Source organism: Nonomuraea sp. ATR24 (assembly GCF_041950485.1).
In the GTDB taxonomy this organism is placed as follows: domain Bacteria; phylum Actinomycetota; class Actinomycetes; order Streptosporangiales; family Streptosporangiaceae; genus Nonomuraea; species Nonomuraea ceibae.
On sequence record NZ_JBGNUU010000008.1, the window covers coordinates 121,558 to 140,289 of the forward strand.

16 protein-coding genes are annotated in these 18,732 nt (G+C 74.4%); 11 read left to right on the forward strand and 5 right to left on the reverse strand.

Features of this window, described 5'->3' with window-relative positions:
* Window positions 1–2 precede the first annotated feature (2 nt).
* Complete coding sequence (locus ACBI99_RS21550) at window positions 3–857, reverse strand: NAD(P)H-binding protein (protein WP_375073238.1); 855 nt, start codon at window positions 855–857, stop codon at window positions 3–5.
* Between the two features lie 168 nt (window positions 858–1,025).
* Here ACBI99_RS21550 and ACBI99_RS21555 point away from each other — a divergent pair, with 168 nt between their 5' ends.
* Window positions 1,026–1,364, forward strand: coding sequence for a transposase (locus tag ACBI99_RS21555; protein WP_357589611.1), 339 nt, complete (start codon window positions 1,026–1,028; stop codon window positions 1,362–1,364).
* 26 nt (window positions 1,365–1,390) lie between these two features.
* Here the strand turns inward: ACBI99_RS21555 and ACBI99_RS21560 are convergent, their stop codons facing one another.
* Entirely contained in the window at window positions 1,391–2,575 is a 1,185-nt protein-coding gene (locus ACBI99_RS21560; protein WP_357589609.1) for an SGNH/GDSL hydrolase family protein, read from the reverse strand.
* Window positions 2,576–2,806: 231 nt separating this feature from the next.
* Here ACBI99_RS21560 and ACBI99_RS21565 point away from each other — a divergent pair, with 231 nt between their 5' ends.
* From ACBI99_RS21565 to ACBI99_RS21610, 10 genes are all read left to right on the forward strand, one after another.
* Entirely contained in the window at window positions 2,807–5,017 is a 2,211-nt protein-coding gene (locus ACBI99_RS21565) for an Ig-like domain-containing protein (RefSeq protein WP_375073239.1), read from the forward strand.
* Window positions 5,018–5,144: 127 nt separating this feature from the next.
* Window positions 5,145–6,266 carry a GntR family transcriptional regulator gene (locus tag ACBI99_RS21570; RefSeq protein WP_219507346.1) on the forward strand — a complete coding sequence of 374 codons (1,122 nt, stop codon included), beginning with the start codon at window positions 5,145–5,147 and terminating at the stop codon, window positions 6,264–6,266.
* 139 nt (window positions 6,267–6,405) lie between these two features.
* Window positions 6,406–7,701 carry a sugar ABC transporter substrate-binding protein gene (locus ACBI99_RS21575; RefSeq protein WP_219507348.1) on the forward strand — a complete coding sequence of 432 codons (1,296 nt, stop codon included), beginning with the start codon at window positions 6,406–6,408 and terminating at the stop codon, window positions 7,699–7,701.
* Window positions 7,698–8,630, forward strand: a complete 933-nt coding sequence (locus ACBI99_RS21580) for a carbohydrate ABC transporter permease (RefSeq protein WP_219507349.1) — start codon at window positions 7,698–7,700, stop codon at window positions 8,628–8,630. Before ACBI99_RS21575 ends, ACBI99_RS21580 begins: the two co-directional genes overlap by 4 nt.
* Window positions 8,623–9,435: a carbohydrate ABC transporter permease gene (locus ACBI99_RS21585; protein ID WP_364170809.1), complete on the forward strand. Its 813-nt coding sequence runs from the start codon at window positions 8,623–8,625 to the stop codon at window positions 9,433–9,435. Before ACBI99_RS21580 ends, ACBI99_RS21585 begins: the two co-directional genes overlap by 8 nt.
* 36 nt (window positions 9,436–9,471) lie before the next feature.
* Entirely contained in the window at window positions 9,472–10,479 is a 1,008-nt protein-coding gene (locus ACBI99_RS21590) for a Gfo/Idh/MocA family protein (RefSeq protein WP_375073240.1), read from the forward strand.
* Window positions 10,476–11,246: a sugar phosphate isomerase/epimerase family protein gene (locus tag ACBI99_RS21595; protein WP_375073241.1), complete on the forward strand. Its 771-nt coding sequence runs from the start codon at window positions 10,476–10,478 to the stop codon at window positions 11,244–11,246. The genes ACBI99_RS21590 and ACBI99_RS21595 overlap by 4 nt, the downstream gene beginning before the upstream one ends.
* Window positions 11,243–12,709, forward strand: a complete 1,467-nt coding sequence (locus ACBI99_RS21600) for a beta-N-acetylhexosaminidase (protein WP_375073243.1) — start codon at window positions 11,243–11,245, stop codon at window positions 12,707–12,709. The genes ACBI99_RS21595 and ACBI99_RS21600 overlap by 4 nt, the downstream gene beginning before the upstream one ends.
* On the forward strand, window positions 12,696–13,721 hold the full coding sequence (locus ACBI99_RS21605) for an NAD-dependent epimerase/dehydratase family protein (RefSeq protein WP_375073245.1): 1,026 nt from the start codon (window positions 12,696–12,698) through the stop codon (window positions 13,719–13,721). The genes ACBI99_RS21600 and ACBI99_RS21605 overlap by 14 nt, the downstream gene beginning before the upstream one ends.
* A 1-nt stretch (window position 13,722) precedes the next feature.
* Window positions 13,723–14,730: a dihydrodipicolinate synthase family protein gene (locus ACBI99_RS21610; protein ID WP_219507356.1), complete on the forward strand. Its 1,008-nt coding sequence runs from the start codon at window positions 13,723–13,725 to the stop codon at window positions 14,728–14,730.
* 66 nt (window positions 14,731–14,796) lie between these two features.
* Here the strand turns inward: ACBI99_RS21610 and ACBI99_RS21615 are convergent, their stop codons facing one another.
* The 3 genes from ACBI99_RS21615 to ACBI99_RS21625 form a co-directional block, all read right to left on the reverse strand.
* Window positions 14,797–15,942, reverse strand: a complete 1,146-nt coding sequence (locus ACBI99_RS21615; RefSeq protein WP_219507358.1) for a mandelate racemase/muconate lactonizing enzyme family protein — start codon at window positions 15,940–15,942, stop codon at window positions 14,797–14,799.
* Between the two features lie 156 nt (window positions 15,943–16,098).
* Window positions 16,099–17,265, reverse strand: coding sequence for an FAD-dependent monooxygenase (locus tag ACBI99_RS21620; RefSeq protein ID WP_375073247.1), 1,167 nt, complete (start codon window positions 17,263–17,265; stop codon window positions 16,099–16,101).
* 150 nt (window positions 17,266–17,415) lie between these two features.
* The gene (locus tag ACBI99_RS21625) at window positions 17,416–18,462 is read right to left on the reverse strand and encodes a serine hydrolase domain-containing protein (protein WP_375073249.1); all 1,047 of its coding nucleotides are present in this window, start codon (window positions 18,460–18,462) and stop codon (window positions 17,416–17,418) included.
* Window positions 18,463–18,732 lie beyond the last annotated feature (270 nt).

The window sequence follows — 18,732 nt, forward strand, 5'->3', positions numbered from 1 at the left end:
CGCTACGCGGCCGGGGTGAAGTCGGCCCGGTGGTCGGCGGCCCACTCGGCGAGCGTGCGCGCCGGCCGCCCGAGCACCCGCTCGACGTCGGGCAGCACCGCGGGCGGCTCCTCGGCGTACTCGGCCTGGTAGCCGAGCAGATACTCGGCGATCTCGGCCGGGATGCCCGCGGTGATGCAGGCGGCGCGCGCCTGCCCGTACGTGAGCGGCTCGAAGCGCAGGGTCCGGCCGAGCCCGTCGCCGATGGCGGCGGCCTGCTCGCGGTGGCTGAGCGCCTGCGGGCCGCTCAGCGAGTACGCGCGACCGGCGTGCCCGTCCTCCAGCAGGGCGGCGACCGCGACCTCGGCGATGTCGGCCTCGTGGATCGGCACGCCCAGCGCGTCGGGGAAGGCGCTGCGCACCACGCCCTCGGCCCGGATCGACGGCGCCCACAGGTCCAGCTTGTTGGCGGCGAACTCGCCCGGCCGCACGTGCGTCCATTCCAGGCCGGACGCCTCGACGGCCTCCTCCGCCTCGAGCAGCATCTCGTAGCTGCCGGGCCGCCGGACCGTGACCGCCAGGCCGGTCATCGTCACCACGCGGGTCACCCCGGCCTCGGCCGCCCGCCGGGCGAACGCGCGGGCCTGCTCGGCCGCGGTCTCGGGGGCGAGCATGCCGGCCAGGTAGTAGACCCGGTCCACGCCGTCGAGCGCCGCCGCCGCGCCGGCGAGGTCCCCGGCCACCAGCTCCACGCCGTCGGGCAGCGCGGCGCCCGCCGGGTTGCGCGTCAGGGCCCGGACGCGCTGCCCGGCCCGCAGCAGGCGGTCGACCACGATGCGCCCGACCGTGCCCGTCGCGCCGGTCACGAGGATCGTCATAGCTGTGCTCCGTTCGTCGATGGCGCCGAGAGTCCCCTCGGCGGACGGCCGGGGGCCGCCGATCGAGCGCCGAGGCTAGCCGCGCCGATCGCCGTCGCGCACCTCGGCTCACGTCTCATTTGGCAGCTCAGCGCGCGTGCGCGCGGATCATGGAGGAGGATCTGCGTCATGGAGGCACTCGCCCGGCGTCTGGTCCCTGATGAGCTGTGGGAGGCGGCCCGTCCGCTGGTGCCGGAGCCGCCGCCCCGCCGCCAGGGCGGCGGCCGGGCCGCCGCCGACGCGCGCACGGTCATGACGGCGGTCGTGTACGTGGTCACGAGCGGCTGCGCGTGGCAGCACCTGCCGGCGGCGTTCGGCGTCACCGTGCCCACGGCGCACCGCTGGTTCACCCGCTGGACCAGGGCCGGTCTGTGGCAGCGGATGTGCGAGGCCACGGCGGGCGATCCCGCGCTGGCCGACTGGACGCGGGCGATCCGTGACTGCGCGTCATCACGTGTTTACGACTGAAAAATCACCAAAAGAGACGTGGCCCGTCACCGCGTCGCCGTGAGCAGATCCAGCGGGAAGGCGGCGGCGAGCGCCCGGTAGCCGGCCGGGTTGAGGTGCAGGTGATCGCCCTCGTCGTAGGCCGGGCGCAGCCTCCGGGGGTCCGCCGGGTCGCGGGCCGCCCGGTCGAAGTCCACCACCGCGTCGAACGCGCCGCCGCCGCGTATCCAGGCGTTGACCTCCTGCCGGGCGGCCTCGCGGTGGCCGTCCGGATCGTCGTACGGGACGTGGCCGCCGAACGGCGTGAGCGTGGCGCCGTACACGAGCATGCCGCGCGCCTGGGCGCGCACGACGATCTGGTGGTAGGCGGCGATCAGCTCGCCGCCGACGTCCTTCTGCGCGTCCGGGGCGGGCGGGGCGGTGCCGAGGTCGTTGACGCCTTCGAAGACGAGCAGCCGGTCGACGCCGCTCTGCGCGAGCACGTCGCGGTCGAGGCGGGACAGCGCGGCGGGGCCGAGGCCGTCGGCGAGCACCCGGTTGCCGCCCGCCGCCTGGTTGACGACGGCGGCGGCCGCGCCGGGCGGCAGCCGGTCGAGGAGCCGGTCGGGCCAGCGGTCGTCGCCGTTGGTGGTGGAGCCCCGGCCGTCGGTGAGCGAGTCGCCGAGCAGGGCGAGCGCGGAGGCCGTGGACCACGTCTCGACGCCGCTGAGCAGGTACCAGTGGTCGACGGGCGTGGCGCCGGCCAGGTCGGCGGCGCCTGCCTGGTCGCCGGGAGCGAGGTGGGAGGTGGTGCGGGAGCCGGGGTGGGAGGTGAGGCCCGCCGCCGGGTGCCCGCCGGCGAGGTGGAGGGTGACGGTGAGCGCGGCGCGCGGCGGCACGTCCAGGTCGAGCGGGTCGGAGACGACGTGCGCGCCGGGCGGCACGACGGCCGGGGTCCGGCCGTGGAAGGTCACCGGCCGGGACGTGCCCGGCCGGACGGCGCGCTCCCCCGACCGGCCGTCGCGGGGCAGCGCCAGCAGGACGCGGGTGAGCCGCAGCGGGGCGCCGCCGAACGCGTTGGACAGCCGCAGCCGGATCCTCGGCCCACCGGCGGAGACGCGCACGGTCTGCCGCAGCGTGCTGCCCGCCAGGGTGAGGCCGTCGCGCGTGTAGGGGGCGGGCGGCAGGTCGCCCGGTTCGGTGAGCTGGGGGGCCGAGGCCCAGGTGGTCACCCAGCGGGGCTCGTCCGGCAAGCCGGCACCTCGAAACTTTTCGGGGGGATGGGTCCCCAGCAGCATACAAGCCGCATGTCAGGCCATCGAAACATTTCTGCAGGCGGCCGCTCTGATGCCGCCTGCCGTGCGGGAGGGAATTCACGCCATTTTTATTCCGGAAACCTCCCGTTATTGTTGCGCCATTCCTGGGCGCTCTGCCCGGACATTCCTTCCTCCGGCCCTGATTCATTCCTATGGAGGTGGCCTCTCATGCCTTTACGGTTCTCGCGGATCTCCGGCGGGCTGCTGCTCGCCCTGACCGGGGTCGCGGCCCTGCCGCCGCCCGCCGCCGGCGCCGTCGAACCCCCCTCGGTGGTGATCGACTCCGCCGAGACGGCTCCCGGCGTCGTCCGCCTGGCCGGGCGATTCACCGGCGCGTACGACGTGACCCTCGTCGTCGGCGGCGAGCGGATCGAACGGGCCCGCGTCAGCGACCCCGACGCCGACGACACCGGCACCTGGTCCTACGACCTGGACACCCGCGACCTGCACGGGGACGTCGAGGTCTACGCCAGGGCGAGCGACGCCCGCACCCGCTACGGCGTGTGGTCGCGGCCGACGACGCTGCGGCTGGACGACCCGGCGGCCCGCGCGCCCGAGGTGGCGATCACCGCGCCCGCCGACGGCGCCCGGCTCTCCAAACCCACCCCGATCCGCGTGGACGTGCGGGACCACGACGTGCGCACGGTGCGGGTGCGGGTCAACGGCGGGCCGTGGACGCGCGCCACCGGCGCGGCCGGGCGCTACACGGCGCTGCTGACCCCCTCCCACCACGGTGACGTGGCGGCGAGCCTGGAGGCCGAGGCGGTGGACGCGCGCGGCCACGTGTCCCGGTCCGCGACCAGGTACGTGCTGCTGGGCACGGCCGAGAAGGAACGGCCGGTGCCGCACCGGCAGGACCGGGCGATGTGGATCTGGGAGAAGGCCTCCTACAACCTGGTGCTCAACCCGGGCTCGCGCCGCCTGCTGGAGACCGTCCTCGACCCCGGCTCGACGATCTACCTGGGCGTGGACGTCCACGCCGGGCGCGACGTGATCGAGGACGCCCGGCCCCGGCTGCGCGACTTCGTGGCCTGGGCGCACCGCCGCGGCATGCGGGTGCACGCCACCGTCGCCGGCGGCACCCGGCCGCCGTACCTGGGGGCGCTGCCCCGCTACCGCGACCGCGCGGTGCGGGAGATGGAGCGGGTGCTGAACTACAACCTGTCCTCCGCGCCCGAGCAGCGCTTCGACGGGATCAACGTGGACATCGAGCCGTACATCCTGCCGTGGTTCGCCAGCGCCAAGCCGGAGCCGCAGATCCAGTGGCTGGACACGCTGCGGGCGATGATCGCCCGACGGGACGCCTCCGGCCAGCCGCTGCTGTTCGGGCCGGCGGTGCCCCGCTGGCTGGACGTGTCGGCGTGCTGCACGGCCGTCCCGTACGGCGGCGTCACCCGGCCGCTGTCGGAGCACGTGCAGGACCTGTCCGACTACATCGCGATCATGGACTACCGCGACACGGCCGACGGGAGCGCGGGCATCATCGCGCAGGCCGCCGGCGAGCTGGCCTACGCCGAGCGCATCGGCAAGCCGCTGTCGGTCGTGGTCGGGGTCGAGACGCTCGACATCGCCACCAGCGGCGACCCTTCCAGCATCACCTTCCGCGAGGAGGGCAGGGACGCCCTGGAGGCCGAGCTGGCCAAGGTGTACGCGGCGTTCTCGGCGAGCCCGGCCTTCGCCGGGGTCGCGCTGCACCACTACGACTCCTACCGCGAGCTGCCCACGGTCTGGGGGCCGTCGGCCCGGTGGCCGGACCCGCCGGCCGACGCGGGCCCGCCGACCGGCGTGGCCTCCCCGCCGACGGCCACGGCGTTCGAGCACGCCACGGTCGACCTGGCCTACGGCCGGGCCGGCGACGACACGGAGGTGGCCTTCTACGAGGTGCACCGGTCGGCGCGGGCGGGCTTCACGCCGGGGGCGGACACGCTCGCCGGGCGGGCGCGCGGCCTGGCGCACACCGACACGGGGCTGCTGCCGGGCACCGCCTACCACTACCGGGTCGTCCCGGTGGACGTGGCCGGGAACCGCGGCCCCGCCTCCGCGCCGGTGACGGTGACGACGGGCGGCACCGGCCTGCGCCCGGCGGTGGTGGAGTCGATGGCGGTCACGCTGGAGAACGGCGTGGCGCGGGTGCGGCTGCGCGTGGTGGACCAGGAGACCGGGGAGCCGGTGGCCGCCACCGTGCGGGGCCGGTTCACCTTCTCCGCCGGCCGGTACGTGACGGTGACCGCCGACGCCGGCGGATGGGCCACAGCCACGTCGGAGACGCTGAAGCAGGCGACGGGCGAGACCGGCTTCGCCGTGCACCGTCTGACGGCCCCGGACCGCTACTGGGCCGGCGCCTACGACCGCGACCGGGACGTCACCGCGTCCTGGTGACCCCTGCACGCGCGCCCGCAATAAAGGAATGAATTCATACTATTTATCGAATGGATAAAGCATGAATTCAGGATTGACTTATGGACGGAATATGGCGAAGAATCCGGTCATGGAGCCATCCGATGGAATGAATTCCCTCCCCAGGGGTCGGCGCTTCCGCACCCTCGCCGCCCGCCTGCGGCAGGAGATCGCCCAGGGCCGCTGGCCGGTCGGCGCGAGACTCCCGACGGAGGCCGAGCTCGCCCGGACCTACGCGGTCGGCGTCAACACCGTGCGCCGCGCCGTGGACCTCCTGGTCGAGGAGGGGCTCGTCCGCCGGCGGCAGGGGTCGGGCACGTTCGTGGCGAACTCCGTCACGGCCACCCCGGGCGCCGGGCCGCGGCTCATCGGTGCGCTCGTCCCGTCCACCACCTACTACTTCCCCCGGATCGTCGAGGGCATCGAGCGGGCCGCCACCGCGGCCGGCGTCCGGCTCGTGCTCGCGTGCTCCAACTACGACCCCGCCACCGAGTCGGCCCAGCTCCAGCAGCTCGTGGACGTCGGCGTCGCCGGCCTGCTGCTGGTGCCCAACCTGCACCTGGCCGCCGACCCCGCCGCGCACCTGGCCAGGCTGCGCACGCTGCCGGTGCCGTACGTGCTGGTCGAGCGCCGGCCGGCCGACCCCAGGCCGGCCGACCCGACCTCCTACGTCTGCACCGACGTGCCCGGCGGCGGCTACGCGGCCGTGCAGCACCTGAGCGGGCTCGGCCGCAGCCGGATCGGCTACCTCGGCCGCGTCGGCACCGCGACCTCCGAGCAGGTGTTCGCCGGATTCCGCAGCGCCGTCGCCGACCTCGGCCTGCCGGAGATCCCGGCGGCCACGGCCCGGCAGGCCGTCTGGACCGGCCCCGACCTGCTCGCCTACGCCAACGCCCTGGTCGCCGAGAAGGTGCGCGCCGTCGTGTGCCTGGGCGACCGCGAGGCCACCGCCCTGCTGCCCTACCTGCGCCGGGTCGGGCTCACCGTCCCCGACGACATCGCCGTGGTCGCCTACGACGACGAGGTCGCCGACCTGTCTGAGGTGCCGCTGACGGCCGTGTCGCCGCCCAAGGCCGAGGTCGGCCGCATGGCGACCGAGCTGCTGCTGCGCCGCATCGAGCTCGGCCCGGCCGCCCCGGTCTGCCGCGTGGTGCTCCAGCCCCGCCTGGCCGTGCGCGCCTCCTGCGGCGCCGCCTCCGGCAGCCTCGTGGAAGTACGCGTCCCCACCTAGAACGCACACCCCCAGAACGCACACCCCCAGAACGCGCACGGTCCGGCAACCGCGCACGCCCCCCGAGAGGCGCGCGCGGTCCCAGGCACGCGCTCGTCCCCTTCACCCCCCTGATCCCCCCTTCGCCCGTGGAGGACCCATGAAAGTTCGCATGCTCGCCGCCGGCACGCTGGCCGTGCTCGCCCTGGCCGGGACGGCGTCGTGCGGAGGCGGCCCGGCCGGGGAGCCGGGCGCCGTCACCCTGCGCCTCGGCTTCTACGCCGGCGCCGGAGACCCCGCCGACACGCTCATGCGGGAACTGGTCAAGGAGTTCACCGCCGCCAACCCGTCGATCAAGGTGCAGCTGGAGGTCGCACCGTACGTCAAGTTCTTCGAGCGGCTGCGCACGCAGATCGCCGGCGGCCAGGCGCCGCAGGTGTGGCTGTCGGACGGCGTGCTCGTGCAGGAGTTCGCCGCCCGCGGCGCGCTGGCCGACCTCACCGACCGCGTCAGGACCGTCGACGCCGCCGCCTACTCCGGCCTGGAGCTGAACCGCGACGGGAAGGGCCGCGTCCACGGCTTCCCCCAGGGCGCCCAGACGCCCGTGCTGTTCTACAACAAGAAGCTGTTCGCCGAGGCCGGCGTGGCCGAGCCGACCGCCGACTGGACCTACGACGACCTGGCCGCCGCCGCCAGGAAGCTCACCAAGGACACCAACGGCGACGGCAGGCCCGACACCTACGGCTTCCGCGCCTACTCCCCCGGCTTCACCGAGAGCTGGTGGCCCATCGTCAAGGCGTTCGGCGGCGACGTCGTCACCGACGGCAACCGCAAGGTCGCCATCGACACCCCCGAGTCCAGGGCCGCGCTCGACTGGATGCTGGCCGCGATGGGCAAGGACGGGTTCGCCCCCGACTACGTCACCACCGAGTCGTTCGGCAAGGGCGCCGTGCACACCCTGTTCGCCACCGGCCGCGTGGCCATGTCGTACGGCATCTACGCCCGGACCCTGCCCGCCATGAGCGCGAAGGTCGACTTCGGCGTCGCCCCGCTGCCCAAGGGGCCCGGCGGCCGGGGGAACGTCGCCATCGTCAACTCGTGGGTGGTCAGCAAGGCCGCCACGCCCGAGCAGGCCGACGCCGCCTGGAAGTGGATCACGTACTTCTCCGGCGAGAAGCCGCAGAGCCGCTGGGCCGAGCTCGGCGAGGCCATCCCGATCAACAAGAAGGCCGCCGCCACGGCGCTGCCCGCCGACCGGGGCCCGGTGTTCCTGGAGGCGCTGGACGCCTCCGACACGCTCGGCACCAACGCCGTCTGGTCGGAGTACACCGAGGCCCTGGCCAAGCGCGTCAACGAGGCGCTGTCGGGCGCCACCCCGGTGGCCGAGGCGCTGGCGACCGGGCAGAAGGAGGCCCAGCAGGTCATCGACCGCTTCTACGCGGGGCAGACGCAGTGACGGTCCTCACCCGCAAGGCGCGGCCGGTCGCCGCCGGGCCTCCCGCGACGGCGCGCACGCGCAGGGCCAGGGAACGCGCCTGGGCCCTGGCCTTCGCCTCCCCCTACCTGCTCCACCTGGTGGCGCTGACCGCCTGGCCGGTGCTGGCCTCGCTGTTCTTCAGCATGACCGACTACGACCTGATGTCCCCGCCCACGTTCGTCGGGTTCGGCAACTTCTCCCGGCTGCTCGGCGACGAGGTGTTCTGGCGCACGCTCGGCAACACCGCCTACTTCGCGGTGCTGTTCGTGCCCACCCAGACGGCGCTGGCGCTGCTGCTGGCGATGGCGCTCAACCAGAGGCTGCGCGGCATGGCCCTGTTCCGGGCGGCCTACTTCGTGCCGGTGGTCTCCTCGTGGGTGGTGGTCGCCTACGTCGCCGACTCGGTGTTCAACCCGCAGACCGGCATCGCCAACCAGGTGCTCGCCCTGGTCGGGCTGCCGGCCGAGAACTGGCTGCAGGACCCCGCCCTGGTCATCCCCACCCTGGCCGCCGTCGCGGTGTGGAAGGGCGTCGGCTACATGATGGTGCTGTTCCTGGCCGGGCTGCAGGCCATCCCCGAGGAGCGGTACGAGGCGGCCAAGATCGACGGCGCCTCGGCGTGGAACCGCTTCCGCTACATCACGCTGCCCGGGATCTCCGGCACGACGTTCCTGGTGCTGGTGCTCACCTCCATCGAGACGCTGCAGTCGTTCGAGCAGGTGTACGTGATGACCGACGGCGGCCCGCACGGCGCCAGCGAGCTGACCGTCCTCTACCTGTACCGGCAGGGCTTCCAGTTCTTCCAGATGGGCTACGCCTCGGCCGTGGCGTGGGTGCTGTTCGTGCTGGTGCTCGTGCTCACCCTGGTGCAGTTCCGGCTCCAGCGCAGGTGGGTGCACTATGCGTAAGACGCTGTCGTACCTGCTGGTCCTGTCGGGGGCGGCGGTCATGCTGGTGCCGTTCCTGGCGGCGCTGGGCAACTCGCTCAAGAGCTTCGCCCAGTACATCCAGGTGCCGCCGGTGTGGGTCCCCGACCCCGTCCAGTGGAGCAACTACGCCGAGGTGTGGGAACGCGCCCCGTTCGGGATCTACCTGGTCAACAGCCTCGTGATCGCCGTGCTGGCGGTGATCGGCAACGTCGTCACCAGCGCGACCGTCGGCCACGCCCTGGCCAGGATGCGCCTGCCCGGCAAGCAGGCCCTGCTCACGATGGCGCTCGGCACGATGATGCTGCCCACCGTCATCACGATCGTGCCGAACTTCCTGCTGTTCCGGTCGCTGGGCTGGCTGGACACGCTGCTGCCGCTCATCGTGCCGTACTGGCTCGCCACGCCCATCGGGATCTTCCTGATGCGGCAGACGTTCCTGGCCATCCCCAGGGACTTCGAGGAGGCCGCCGGCCTGGACGGCGCCAACCCGTGGCAGGTGTTCTGGCGGGTGCACCTCCCGCTGGCCAAGCCCGCCCTGGCCACGCTGGCCGTCTTCACGTTCACCACCTCGTGGAAGGCCGTGCTGGAGCCGGTCATCTACCTCACCTCGCCGGAGAACTACACGCTGCCCGTCGGCGTGCTGAGCCTCAAGGGGCAGTGGGTGGGCAACGACCAGCTCGTCACGGCCGCGGCCATGATGAGCCTCCTGCCGATGCTCGTGGTGTTCGTGCTGGCCCAGCGCTACTTCGTCCGCGGAACCATGTCCGCGGGACTCAAGGGCTGAGCCCCTCTCAGCCCCGTCCACCTCAGAAAGGACATCGTGACCATTACATCCGGGCTGCGCCTGGGCGTCATCGGCGCGGGCACCATCGCCGAGTTCCACCTGGCGGCCGCCCGCCGGAGCGCCGGGCGGGTGAACGTCGTCGCGGTGTGCGACGTGCGCGCCGAGGCGGCGGAGAAGCTGGCCGCCGAGGCCGGCGCCCGCGTCCACACCGACCATCGGGCGATGCTCGACGCGGGCGGCCTCGACGCGGTCGTCGTCACGGTCCCGCACGCCCTGCACGCCCCCATCACGCTCGACGCCGCCGCGGCCGGGTTGCACGTGCTCGTGGAGAAGCCCATCGCCACCACGCGCGAGGACGCCCTCGCCATGATCGAGGCGTGCCGCGCCGCCGGCGTCGTGCTCGCCGCCGGCCACGTGCTGCGCTTCGTGCCGACGCTGCGCACCGCGGCGGCCTACCTGTCCTCCGGCGAGCTGGGCGGCGTCGTGGTGGCCTCCGAGCGGCGCACCGCCGACTACGCCGACCCGGCCCGGCCGCGCTGGTTCCTCGACGCCGGCATGGCGGGCGGGGGGATCGTGCTCAACGTCGGCACCCACAGCATCGACAAGCTCCAGATGCTCGTCGGCTCCCCGATCACCGAGGTGACCGCGCACGTGGCCGTGCCCGGCGGCAAGGCCGTGGAGACCGAGGCGGTCGCGCTGGCCCGGCACGCGGACGGCACCCGCTCGACGATCAACGTCACCGGCACCGGCCTGCCGTTCACCGACGAGACCGAGATCGTCTGCGGCGAGGGGGCGGTGCGGATCAGCCGCGGCGACGGCGTGTGGTCCTTCCGCGCCGGCGCCGCCACCCAGGTGGCCGCCCCCGAGCCCGGCGAGATGGCCGCGGCCTTCGCCGCCCAGCTCGACGACTTCGCCCGCGCCTGCGCCGGGCGCACCCCGCCCCAGGTCACCCCCGAGTACGCGCTGTCCGTCCTGGACGTCGCCCTGGCCGTCTACGAGTCGGCCCGTCTCGGCTCCACCGTCACCGTGAAAGGACACCCGTGAACCCGCTCGCCTTCAGCACGCTCGGCACCCCCGGAGCCCCTGTCGACGAGGTCGTCCGGATCGCCGCCGAACACGGCTGCGCCGGCGTCGAGCTGCGGTGCGCCGACGGCGACCTCATCGCGCCTGACAGCACGGCCGCCGAGCTGCGCGCGGTCGAGCGCGCCTTCGCCGAGGCCGGCGTCGAGATCGTCGCCGTCTGCTCCTACACCCGCGTGGCCCGCCCCGACGGCGACCCCGTCGCCGAGGTGCTGCGCCACGTCGAGATCGCCGAGGCGCTCGGCGCCCGCTACGTCCGCGTCTTCGGCGGCGTCGAAGGCCAGGCCGACCCCGCCCCGGCCGCCACCGAGCGGCTGGCCGAGGTCGCCGCCCGGCTGCCCGGTAACGGCGTGGACGTCCTGCTGGAGACCCACGACGTGTTCCTCACCGGCCAGGCCGTGGCGGCGGTGCTGTCCGGGGTCGGCTCGGAGCGCGTCGGCGCCCTGTGGGACGTCGTGAACCCGTGGCGGGCCGGCGAGCCGCCCGCGCGCACCGCCGACGTGCTCGCGCCGCACCTGCGGCACGTGCAGATCAAGGACGCCGCCTCGCCCGCCGACCTGGCGCCGGTGCTGCCCGGCCACGGCGCCGTCGGCGTGCCCGCCGTGCTGGCCGAGCTGGACCGCATCGGCTACGCCGGCTACCTGGCCCTGGAGTGGGAGCGCGTCTGGTACCCCGACGCGCCGCCCGTCGGCGCGGCCCTGACCGCCTTCCGGGAGGTGCTCGGCCGATGATCCCCCAGGTCACCTCGTGGCGGCCCGGCGCAGGGCTGTTCCCGCTCGGCGCCGGCGCGCGGGTGCGCGGGCCGCAGGCCGGGCTCGCCCGCGACCTGCTCGGCCTGCCCCCGGACGGCGACGGCCCGGCCGAGATCACGCTGCGGCTCGTGGACGACGCCGCCCTGGGTCCGGAGGGCTACGTCCTCACCGTCACCCCCGAGCGCGCCGACGTGGCCGCCGCCGCCGAGGCCGGGCTGCGGTGGGGCGTGCAGACCATGCGCCAGCTCCGCACCCCCGCCGGCCTGCCGTGCGGCGCCGTGCGGGACGTCCCCCGGCACGCCTGGCGCGGCGTCATGATCGACGTCGCCCGCTGGTGGCGGCCCTTGTCCTTCCTGTACGCGTACGTGGATCTGCTGGCGTTGCACAAGTTCAACGTCCTGCACCTGCACCTCACCGACGACCAGGGCTGGCGCTTCGAGGTCCGCGCCCATCCCCGCCTCACCGAGGCCGGCGCGTACCGGAGGCGGTCCCCGGCCGGGCACGCCCGCGACGGCGTGTCCGACGACACCCCGCACGGCGGCTTCTACACCCAGCGCGAGCTGCGGGAACTGGCCGTGTACGCGGCGGCGCGCGGCGTCACCGTGGTCCCCGAGATCGAGTTCCCCGGCCACTCCCAGGCCGCCGTTGCCGCCTGCCCGTGGCTCGGCCACCCCGGTGACGAGCCCGTCGAGGTGCGCACCACCTGGGGCATCTCGCCGCACGTGCTGAACGTCGGCGACCGCGCCGTCGCGTTCGCCCGCGACGTGCTCGACGAGCTGTGCGAGGTGTTCCCGTCCCCGTACGTGCACATCGGCGGGGACGAGGTCCGCGGCGAGGAGTGGGCGCGCAGCCCCGAGGCCGCGCGGCGCGTGGCGGATGAGGGGCTGCCCGGTCCCGCCGCCCTGCTCGGCTGGTGGGGCCGCCTGCTGGCCGGTCACCTGCGCGGGCTCGGCCGTCGTGCGGTCGCCTGGGACGACATGCTCGACCACGACCCGCCCGAGGACATGGTGATCATGGCGTGGCGGGGCGTGGACCGGGTGGAGGCCGCGCTGCGCGCCGGGCACGACGTGGTCGCCGCCCCGCACACGCACACCTACCTCGACTACGCCGAGTCCGACGGGCCGGGCGAGCCCGTCAGCATCTCCGGGCCGCTGCCGCTGGAGACCGTCTACGGGTTCGACGCCGGTGACGCCGTCCTCGGCCTGCAGGCCCAGCTGTGGGGCGAGTACCTGCCCACGCGCGAGCGGTTCGACTACAACGCCTTCCCCCGGCTGTGCGCGGTCGCCGAGGCCGCCTGGTCACGGGGCCGGGACCCGGGCGGCTTCACCCGCCGCCTGTCGGCCCACCTGCCGCTGCTCGACGAGCTCGGCGTGCGTTACCGGCGGCCCGGCCACGCCGGGGCCTCCGGCCTCGCGGAAGGAGCGCGGCATGTTCGGGTCTGAGAAGGAGCTCGAGGAGCGGCTGGCCACCCCGTCGGTCGCGCTGGTCGCCGACGCCGCCCGGCTCGACGGCGACCTCGTCCTCCTCGGCGCCGGCGGCAAGATGGGCCCCAGCCTGGCCCGGCTGGCCCGCCGCGCCCTGGACGCCGCCGGGCGTTCCGGGACCCGCGTGCACGCGGTCTCGCGCTGGTCGGACGAGGCGGCGGCGCGGGCGCTGCGCGAGGACGGGGTGGACGTCGTCCGCCACGACCTCATGGGCGGCGACGACCTGGCCGGGCTGCCCGACGCCGGCGGCGTCGTGTTCCTGGCCGGGGCCAAGTTCGGCACCTCGGCCGAGCCGTACCGGGCGTGGGCGGTCAACGCCGCGCTGCCCGCCGCGGTCGGGCGCCGCTACCGCGACGCCGCCATCGCCGCGTTCTCCACCGGCAACGTGTACCCGCTCGTGGACGTGGCCCGGGGCGGCAGCGCCGAGGACGACGAGCCCGGCCCGGTCGGCGAGTACGCCATGAGCTGCCTGGGCCGCGAACGCGTCTTCGAGCACGCCGCCGCCGTCCTCGGCGCGCGGGTGGCGATCCTGCGGCTGTCCTACGCCGTGGACCTGCGTTACGGCGTGCTGGCCGACCTCGCCTCGGCCGTGCGGGACGGCCGGCCCGTGGACGTCACGACCGGCCACGTCAACGTCGTCTGGCAGGGCTACGCCAACGAGGTCGCGCTGCGGTCGCTGCTGCACGCGCGCGCCCCGGAGCCGTTCGTGCTCAACCTGACCGGGCCGGAGACCGCCTCCGTGCGGCGCGCCGCCACCCGGCTGGCCGCACTCCTCGGCGCCGGGCCCCGCTTCGCCGGGGAGGAGTCCGGCACGGCGCTGCTCAGCGACGCCTCCCGCTGCCACGGCCTGTTCGGCTACCCGGACGTCCCCCTGGACACCCTCGTCGCCTGGCAGGCCGCCTGGCTGACGCGCGGCCTGCCGCTGGCGGGCAAGCCGACCAAGTTCTCCGTACGCGACGGGAGGTTCTGACGTGTCGATCGACCTGCTCAGGGAGGGGAGCGTCATCCCCGCCCACCCGCTGGCGCTCACCGCCGCCCGCACCCTGGACGAGCGCCGCCAGCGCGCGCTCACCCGCTACTACCTGGCCGCCGGGGCCGGCGGGGTGGCCGTCGGCGTGCACACCACGCAGTTCGCCATCCGCGAGGCCGGGCTGCTCCGGCCGGTCCTGGAGCTCGCCGCGGAGGTGGTGGCCAAGGAGTCCGGACGGCCGTTCGTGCTGGTCGCCGGGGCCTGCGGCGGCACCGCCCAGGCCGTCGCCGAGGCGGAGCTGGCCGCCTCGCTCGGCTACCACGCGGTGCTGCTGTCGCCCTCCGTGCCCGGCGCGAGCGAGCCGGAGCTGCTGGAGCGGGCCAGGGCCGTCGGCGAGGTGCTGCCCGTCATCGGCTTCTACCTGCAGGAGGCGGTCGGGGGACAGCGGCTGAGCCCGGCCTTCTGGCGGGGGCTGAGCCGGCAGGAGTCCGTGGTGGCGATCAAGACGGCGCCGTTCGACCGCTACCGCACGGTGGACGTGGCCAGGGCGGTCGCCGAGTCGGGCCGCGGCGGCGACGTCGCCCTCTACACGGGCAACGACGACAACATCCTGGGCGACCTGCTCACCTCGTTCGCCGGCCACCGCGTCGCCGGCGGGCTGCTCGGCCAGTGGGCGGTGTGGACCCGGGCGGCCGTGCTCATGTTCGAGGAGGTGCGGCGGGCGCGGGCCGGGGACGACGCGGCCCTGCGCTCGCTGCTGGCCCGCGCCGCCGACCTCACCGACGCCAACGGCGCCGTCTTCGACGTGGCGGGCGGCTTCCGCGGCTGCGTCGCCGGCGTGCACGAGGTGCTGCGCGGGCAGGGGCTGCTGGCCGGGACGTGGTGCCTGGACCCGGAGGAGACCCTGTCGCCGGGGCAGGCGGAGGAGATCGCCCGGGTGCGAGCGGCGTACCCGTGGCTGGTGGACGACGACTTCGTGGCCGCCCACCTGGACGACTGGCTCCGCTGACCCGGCGCGCGGGCCGGAAGGGCCGGGGCGGGAGGACCGCCCCAGTCCTTCCGGCCGTTCGAGGGGTCAGGCGGTCCAGTGGGCGGTGGCCAGCGAGCGGACGGCCTGCTCGTCCACCTCGACCCCGAGCCCCGGACCGGACGGCACCAGTGCGGCGCCGTCCACGACCTCCACCGTGCTCCCCCCGACGTACGCCGACCGGACGAACTGCCGGCCGTTCAGGTCCACCGGCGTGTCCACGCCGAACGCCGCGAACAGGTGCAGCGACGCGGCGAACCCGAGGTCGGTGTCGGTCAGCCCCGACCCCATGATGCGGAGCCCGGCGTCCTCGGCGAGCTGGCACAGGCGGCGCGACAGCGTGAGGCCGCCCGACCGCTGCACCTTGGCGATGGCGATGTCCACCGCGTCGAGCTTCACGAACGTGGCCAGGTCCGACGGGTGCCGCAGGCTCTCGTCCAGGGCCACCGGCAGCGGGCTGTGGTCGCGCAGGCGCCGCAGGCCGGTGAGGTCGTTGGCGGGCAGCGGCTGCTCGAACGCCGACACGTCCAGGTCGGCCAGCCGGCGGGCCATCCGCAGCGCGCCGTCGACGGTGTAGGCCTGGTTGGCGTCCACCCAGACGGGCGCGTCCGGCGCGGCCCGCCGGACCGCCGCCACGACGGCGAAGTCCGTCGCCTCGTCGTGCAGCCCCACCTTGACCTTGTACGCTCCGTAGCCGTGCTCGCGGCCTTCCTCGACCGCCCGCCGCACCTCGTCGGCGGTCTGACCCGCGACGATCCAGCCCAGTTTGATCCGGTCGAGCCTGCGCTGCCCCCACAGCACGCCGACGGGCACGCCGAGCGCCCGCCCGATCAGGTCGTGCAGCGCCAGGTCGAGCGCCGACTTGGCGATCGGGGAGCCGATCGTCAGCCCCCGGTTGATCACCCTCTCGAAGGCCGCGCCGGCCCCGTCGAAGTCCCAGGCGGGCCGGCCGATCAGGGCCGGGGCGAGGTAGTGGTGGATCGTCGTCGAGATCGACTCGGTGGTCTCGTACGTCCACGCGGGCGTCGGCGTCGCCTCACCCCAGCCGGTGAGCCCACCGGCGGTCACCTTCACCAGCACGCGGACGGCGGGCCGGTCGGGGCTGGTGACGCTCCCGCCCGAGATGCTGAACGACCGGATCGCCGGCAATTCCACGACGAAGGTCTCCACCCGCTCGACGACCAGCGAATCCATCGACGACTCCCACAGCATGAATTGATGCCTTTTCTTTTATCGCGAAATGCCAAAATAGCATGAAGGCAGAAAAGGCATAATTCACGGAATGAATTCATGGGTCCGGAACAACGGCACCCCGGGCGAAAGTCCGGCCATTGCCGATCCGCGGCCGGCTCAGGCCGGGCGGGGCGGGTGCCAGTCGAGGGTCCGGGCGGTCGCGTTCAGGTAGGTGTCGGCCGGGACCAGGGAGGCGAGCGTGTCGCGCACGGCCGCGCCCACGGGGTTGCGGAGCTGGATGATGCGGCCGACCTGGGCCGACGTCCGCACCACCTGCTGCGCCCTGGGCCGCCTCGCCCGGTCGTAGCGCACGAGCGCCTCCTCGACGCCGCCGCGGGAGCTCGCGAATGCCGTCAGGGTGACCGCGTCCTCCAGCGCCTGGGCCGCGCCCTGCCCGAGGTCGGGGGTCAGCGCGTGCGCCGCATCGCCCAGCAGGGCCACCCGGCCCGAGACGTAGGTCTCCAGGGGGGTGACGAGGGAGTGGATGTCGTGCCTGATCAGGGCGTCGGGCGAGGTGGCGGCGAGGAGCTGGGGGATGGGCCGGTGCCAGCTCGCGAACCGGGCCCCGAGCTGGGCCAGGGTGTCGCCCGCCCCGGCGCCCTCGGGGCAGGACTGGGTGGCGTACCAGTAGACGCGCCCGTCGGCCAGGGGGATCACGCCGAAGCGCCGTCCACGTCCCCAGCTCTCGGTGATGGACCTGGGCATCCCGGGGGGAGTGCGATCTGCGGCGACGATGCCGCGCCAGGTGATATAGCCGGCGTAGACGGGGCCCGGATGGGCGGGGAACAGGATCCGGCGCAGCTTGCTGCGGATGCCGTCCGCCCCCACGATCAGGTCGGCGGTCAGCTCCCCCGGGCCGTCGGGCCCGTCGAAGGCCACCGTGCCCGGTCCCGGCAGGCCGGTGAGCGTGTGACCGAGCCGGATGTCGGCGTCCTGGAGTGCGCCGATCAGCAGGTCGTGGAGGTCGGCCCGGTGCAGCGCGAAGGCCGGCACGCCCATGCGGCGCTCCAGGTCCTGGACCCTTCCGCGCATGATCCAGCGCCCTGACGGCCTGCGCAGCCCGGCCGAGCCCTGCGCCATTCCCCTGGCGCGGAGCTCGGCGCCCAGTCCGAGCGCGTCGAGCGCGCGCACGGCGTTGGGCGCCAGGGTGATGCCGGAGCCCAGCGGCCGGAACGCGGGCGCGCGTTCCAGCAGCGTCACCTGCCAGCCGTTACGGCGAAGCCCGATCGCGGTCGCCAGACCGCCGATGCCGCCGCCGACGACGAGCGCGGACGAGGAAGTCACCGTCTTACCCCCAGCGTGATCAACATACCATCCCGTATGGTACGAAAGGTGATCTTAGCAAGGGCTCCGCACGGGGGCACGGCGGGGGCACGGCGGGGGCGCGGCGGGCACGGCGGGCGCGGCGGGCGCGGACTCCCGGATTCACCGAAGTCAGCACAGGGCGGCGTCGAGGGTGGCGAACAGGTGCCGGTCGCTCTTCGGGGTGCCCGTGGCATAGACGGTGGCGGCCCGGCCCTCGCGGGTGCGCCCGCTGAGCACGCGCGTGCCCGGCAGCCCGCCGTCGTGCATCCAGACCCGCCCGCAGCTCAGCGGATAGGTGTAGACGCCGAGCCCGTACCGGCTGCCCCGGGGGTCGGAGGCGGGGACGGCCCCGGCGAGCATGGTGCGCAGGGTGCGCTCGGGGATGCTCTGCCAGAAGCGGTTGAGGTCGTCCGGCGTGGAGACCAGGCCGCCGCCGGCGCCGAAGGCGTGGGCGGGAAGCCGCGTCGTGTCCGTCTCGCCGTCCTCCGGCGCGGCGGGGTTGAGCCCGTACGTGTGGGCGTGCCGGCCACGGATGCCCAGTTCGCCCGGCTTGGGCCAGTACGTGCCGGGCAGACCCTTGAGCACGCCCTGCTCGGACACGCGCCGGAAGTCCTTGCCGGTCACCTTCTCGATGATCATGCCGATGACCAGGTAGTTGGTGTTGGAGTAGGACCACTGCGCGCCCGGCTTGCCCAGCGGGCGGGTCAGGGCGAGGGCCAGGTGCTCGGCGGGGGAAGCCGGCTTGGTCCAGTCGACCAGGTCGAAGTACTCGGGCAGGCCGCTGGTGTGCTGGAGCAGCTGGCGCACGGTGACGCGGGCGCCGCCCAGCGAGCCGGGCAGGTAGTGCTCCGCCTGCTCGTCCAGGCTCACCTTGCCCGCCGCGACCAGGCGCATCACCGTCGCCGCGATCACCGGCTTGGTCACGCTGGCGGCGCGGAAGCGGCCGTCGCCGCCGACCATCGGCCTGCCCGTGCCCCGCTCGGCAGTGCCGGAGGTCCACGTGGCCGTCCGGCCGTCGCGCTCCCGCACCGAGACCACCGCGCCGGCCAGGCCGTCCTGCCGGGTCAACCGATCGGCCTGCTGCTGCACGCTCAGGGGGGTGGCGGCCGCGGCGGGCGCGGCGACGGCTCCCAGCAGCGTGACAGCGGCGGCAGCGACGGCGAGGTGCTTGTGCATCAGAGGACATCTCCTGCGTTAGGTGGTGATGTCCTCATCTTTGGGCGTTCCGGGGTCAAGATCAGTCATGCGGGCGCGTCTGTTCCGGTAGGGCGGGCCCTACCGGAACAGGGGCGGCCAGCCGTTTCCACCGCTCTGCTACCTTCTACGGCCGTGCGCCGACGGGGCTGGGCCATCGTGTCGTGTGCCGTACTGCTGCTGATCACCGGATCCGTCGCGGCGCGGGTCCTGTCCGGAGAGTTCCGTCCCCGGCAGGTCAGCCCGCTGCCG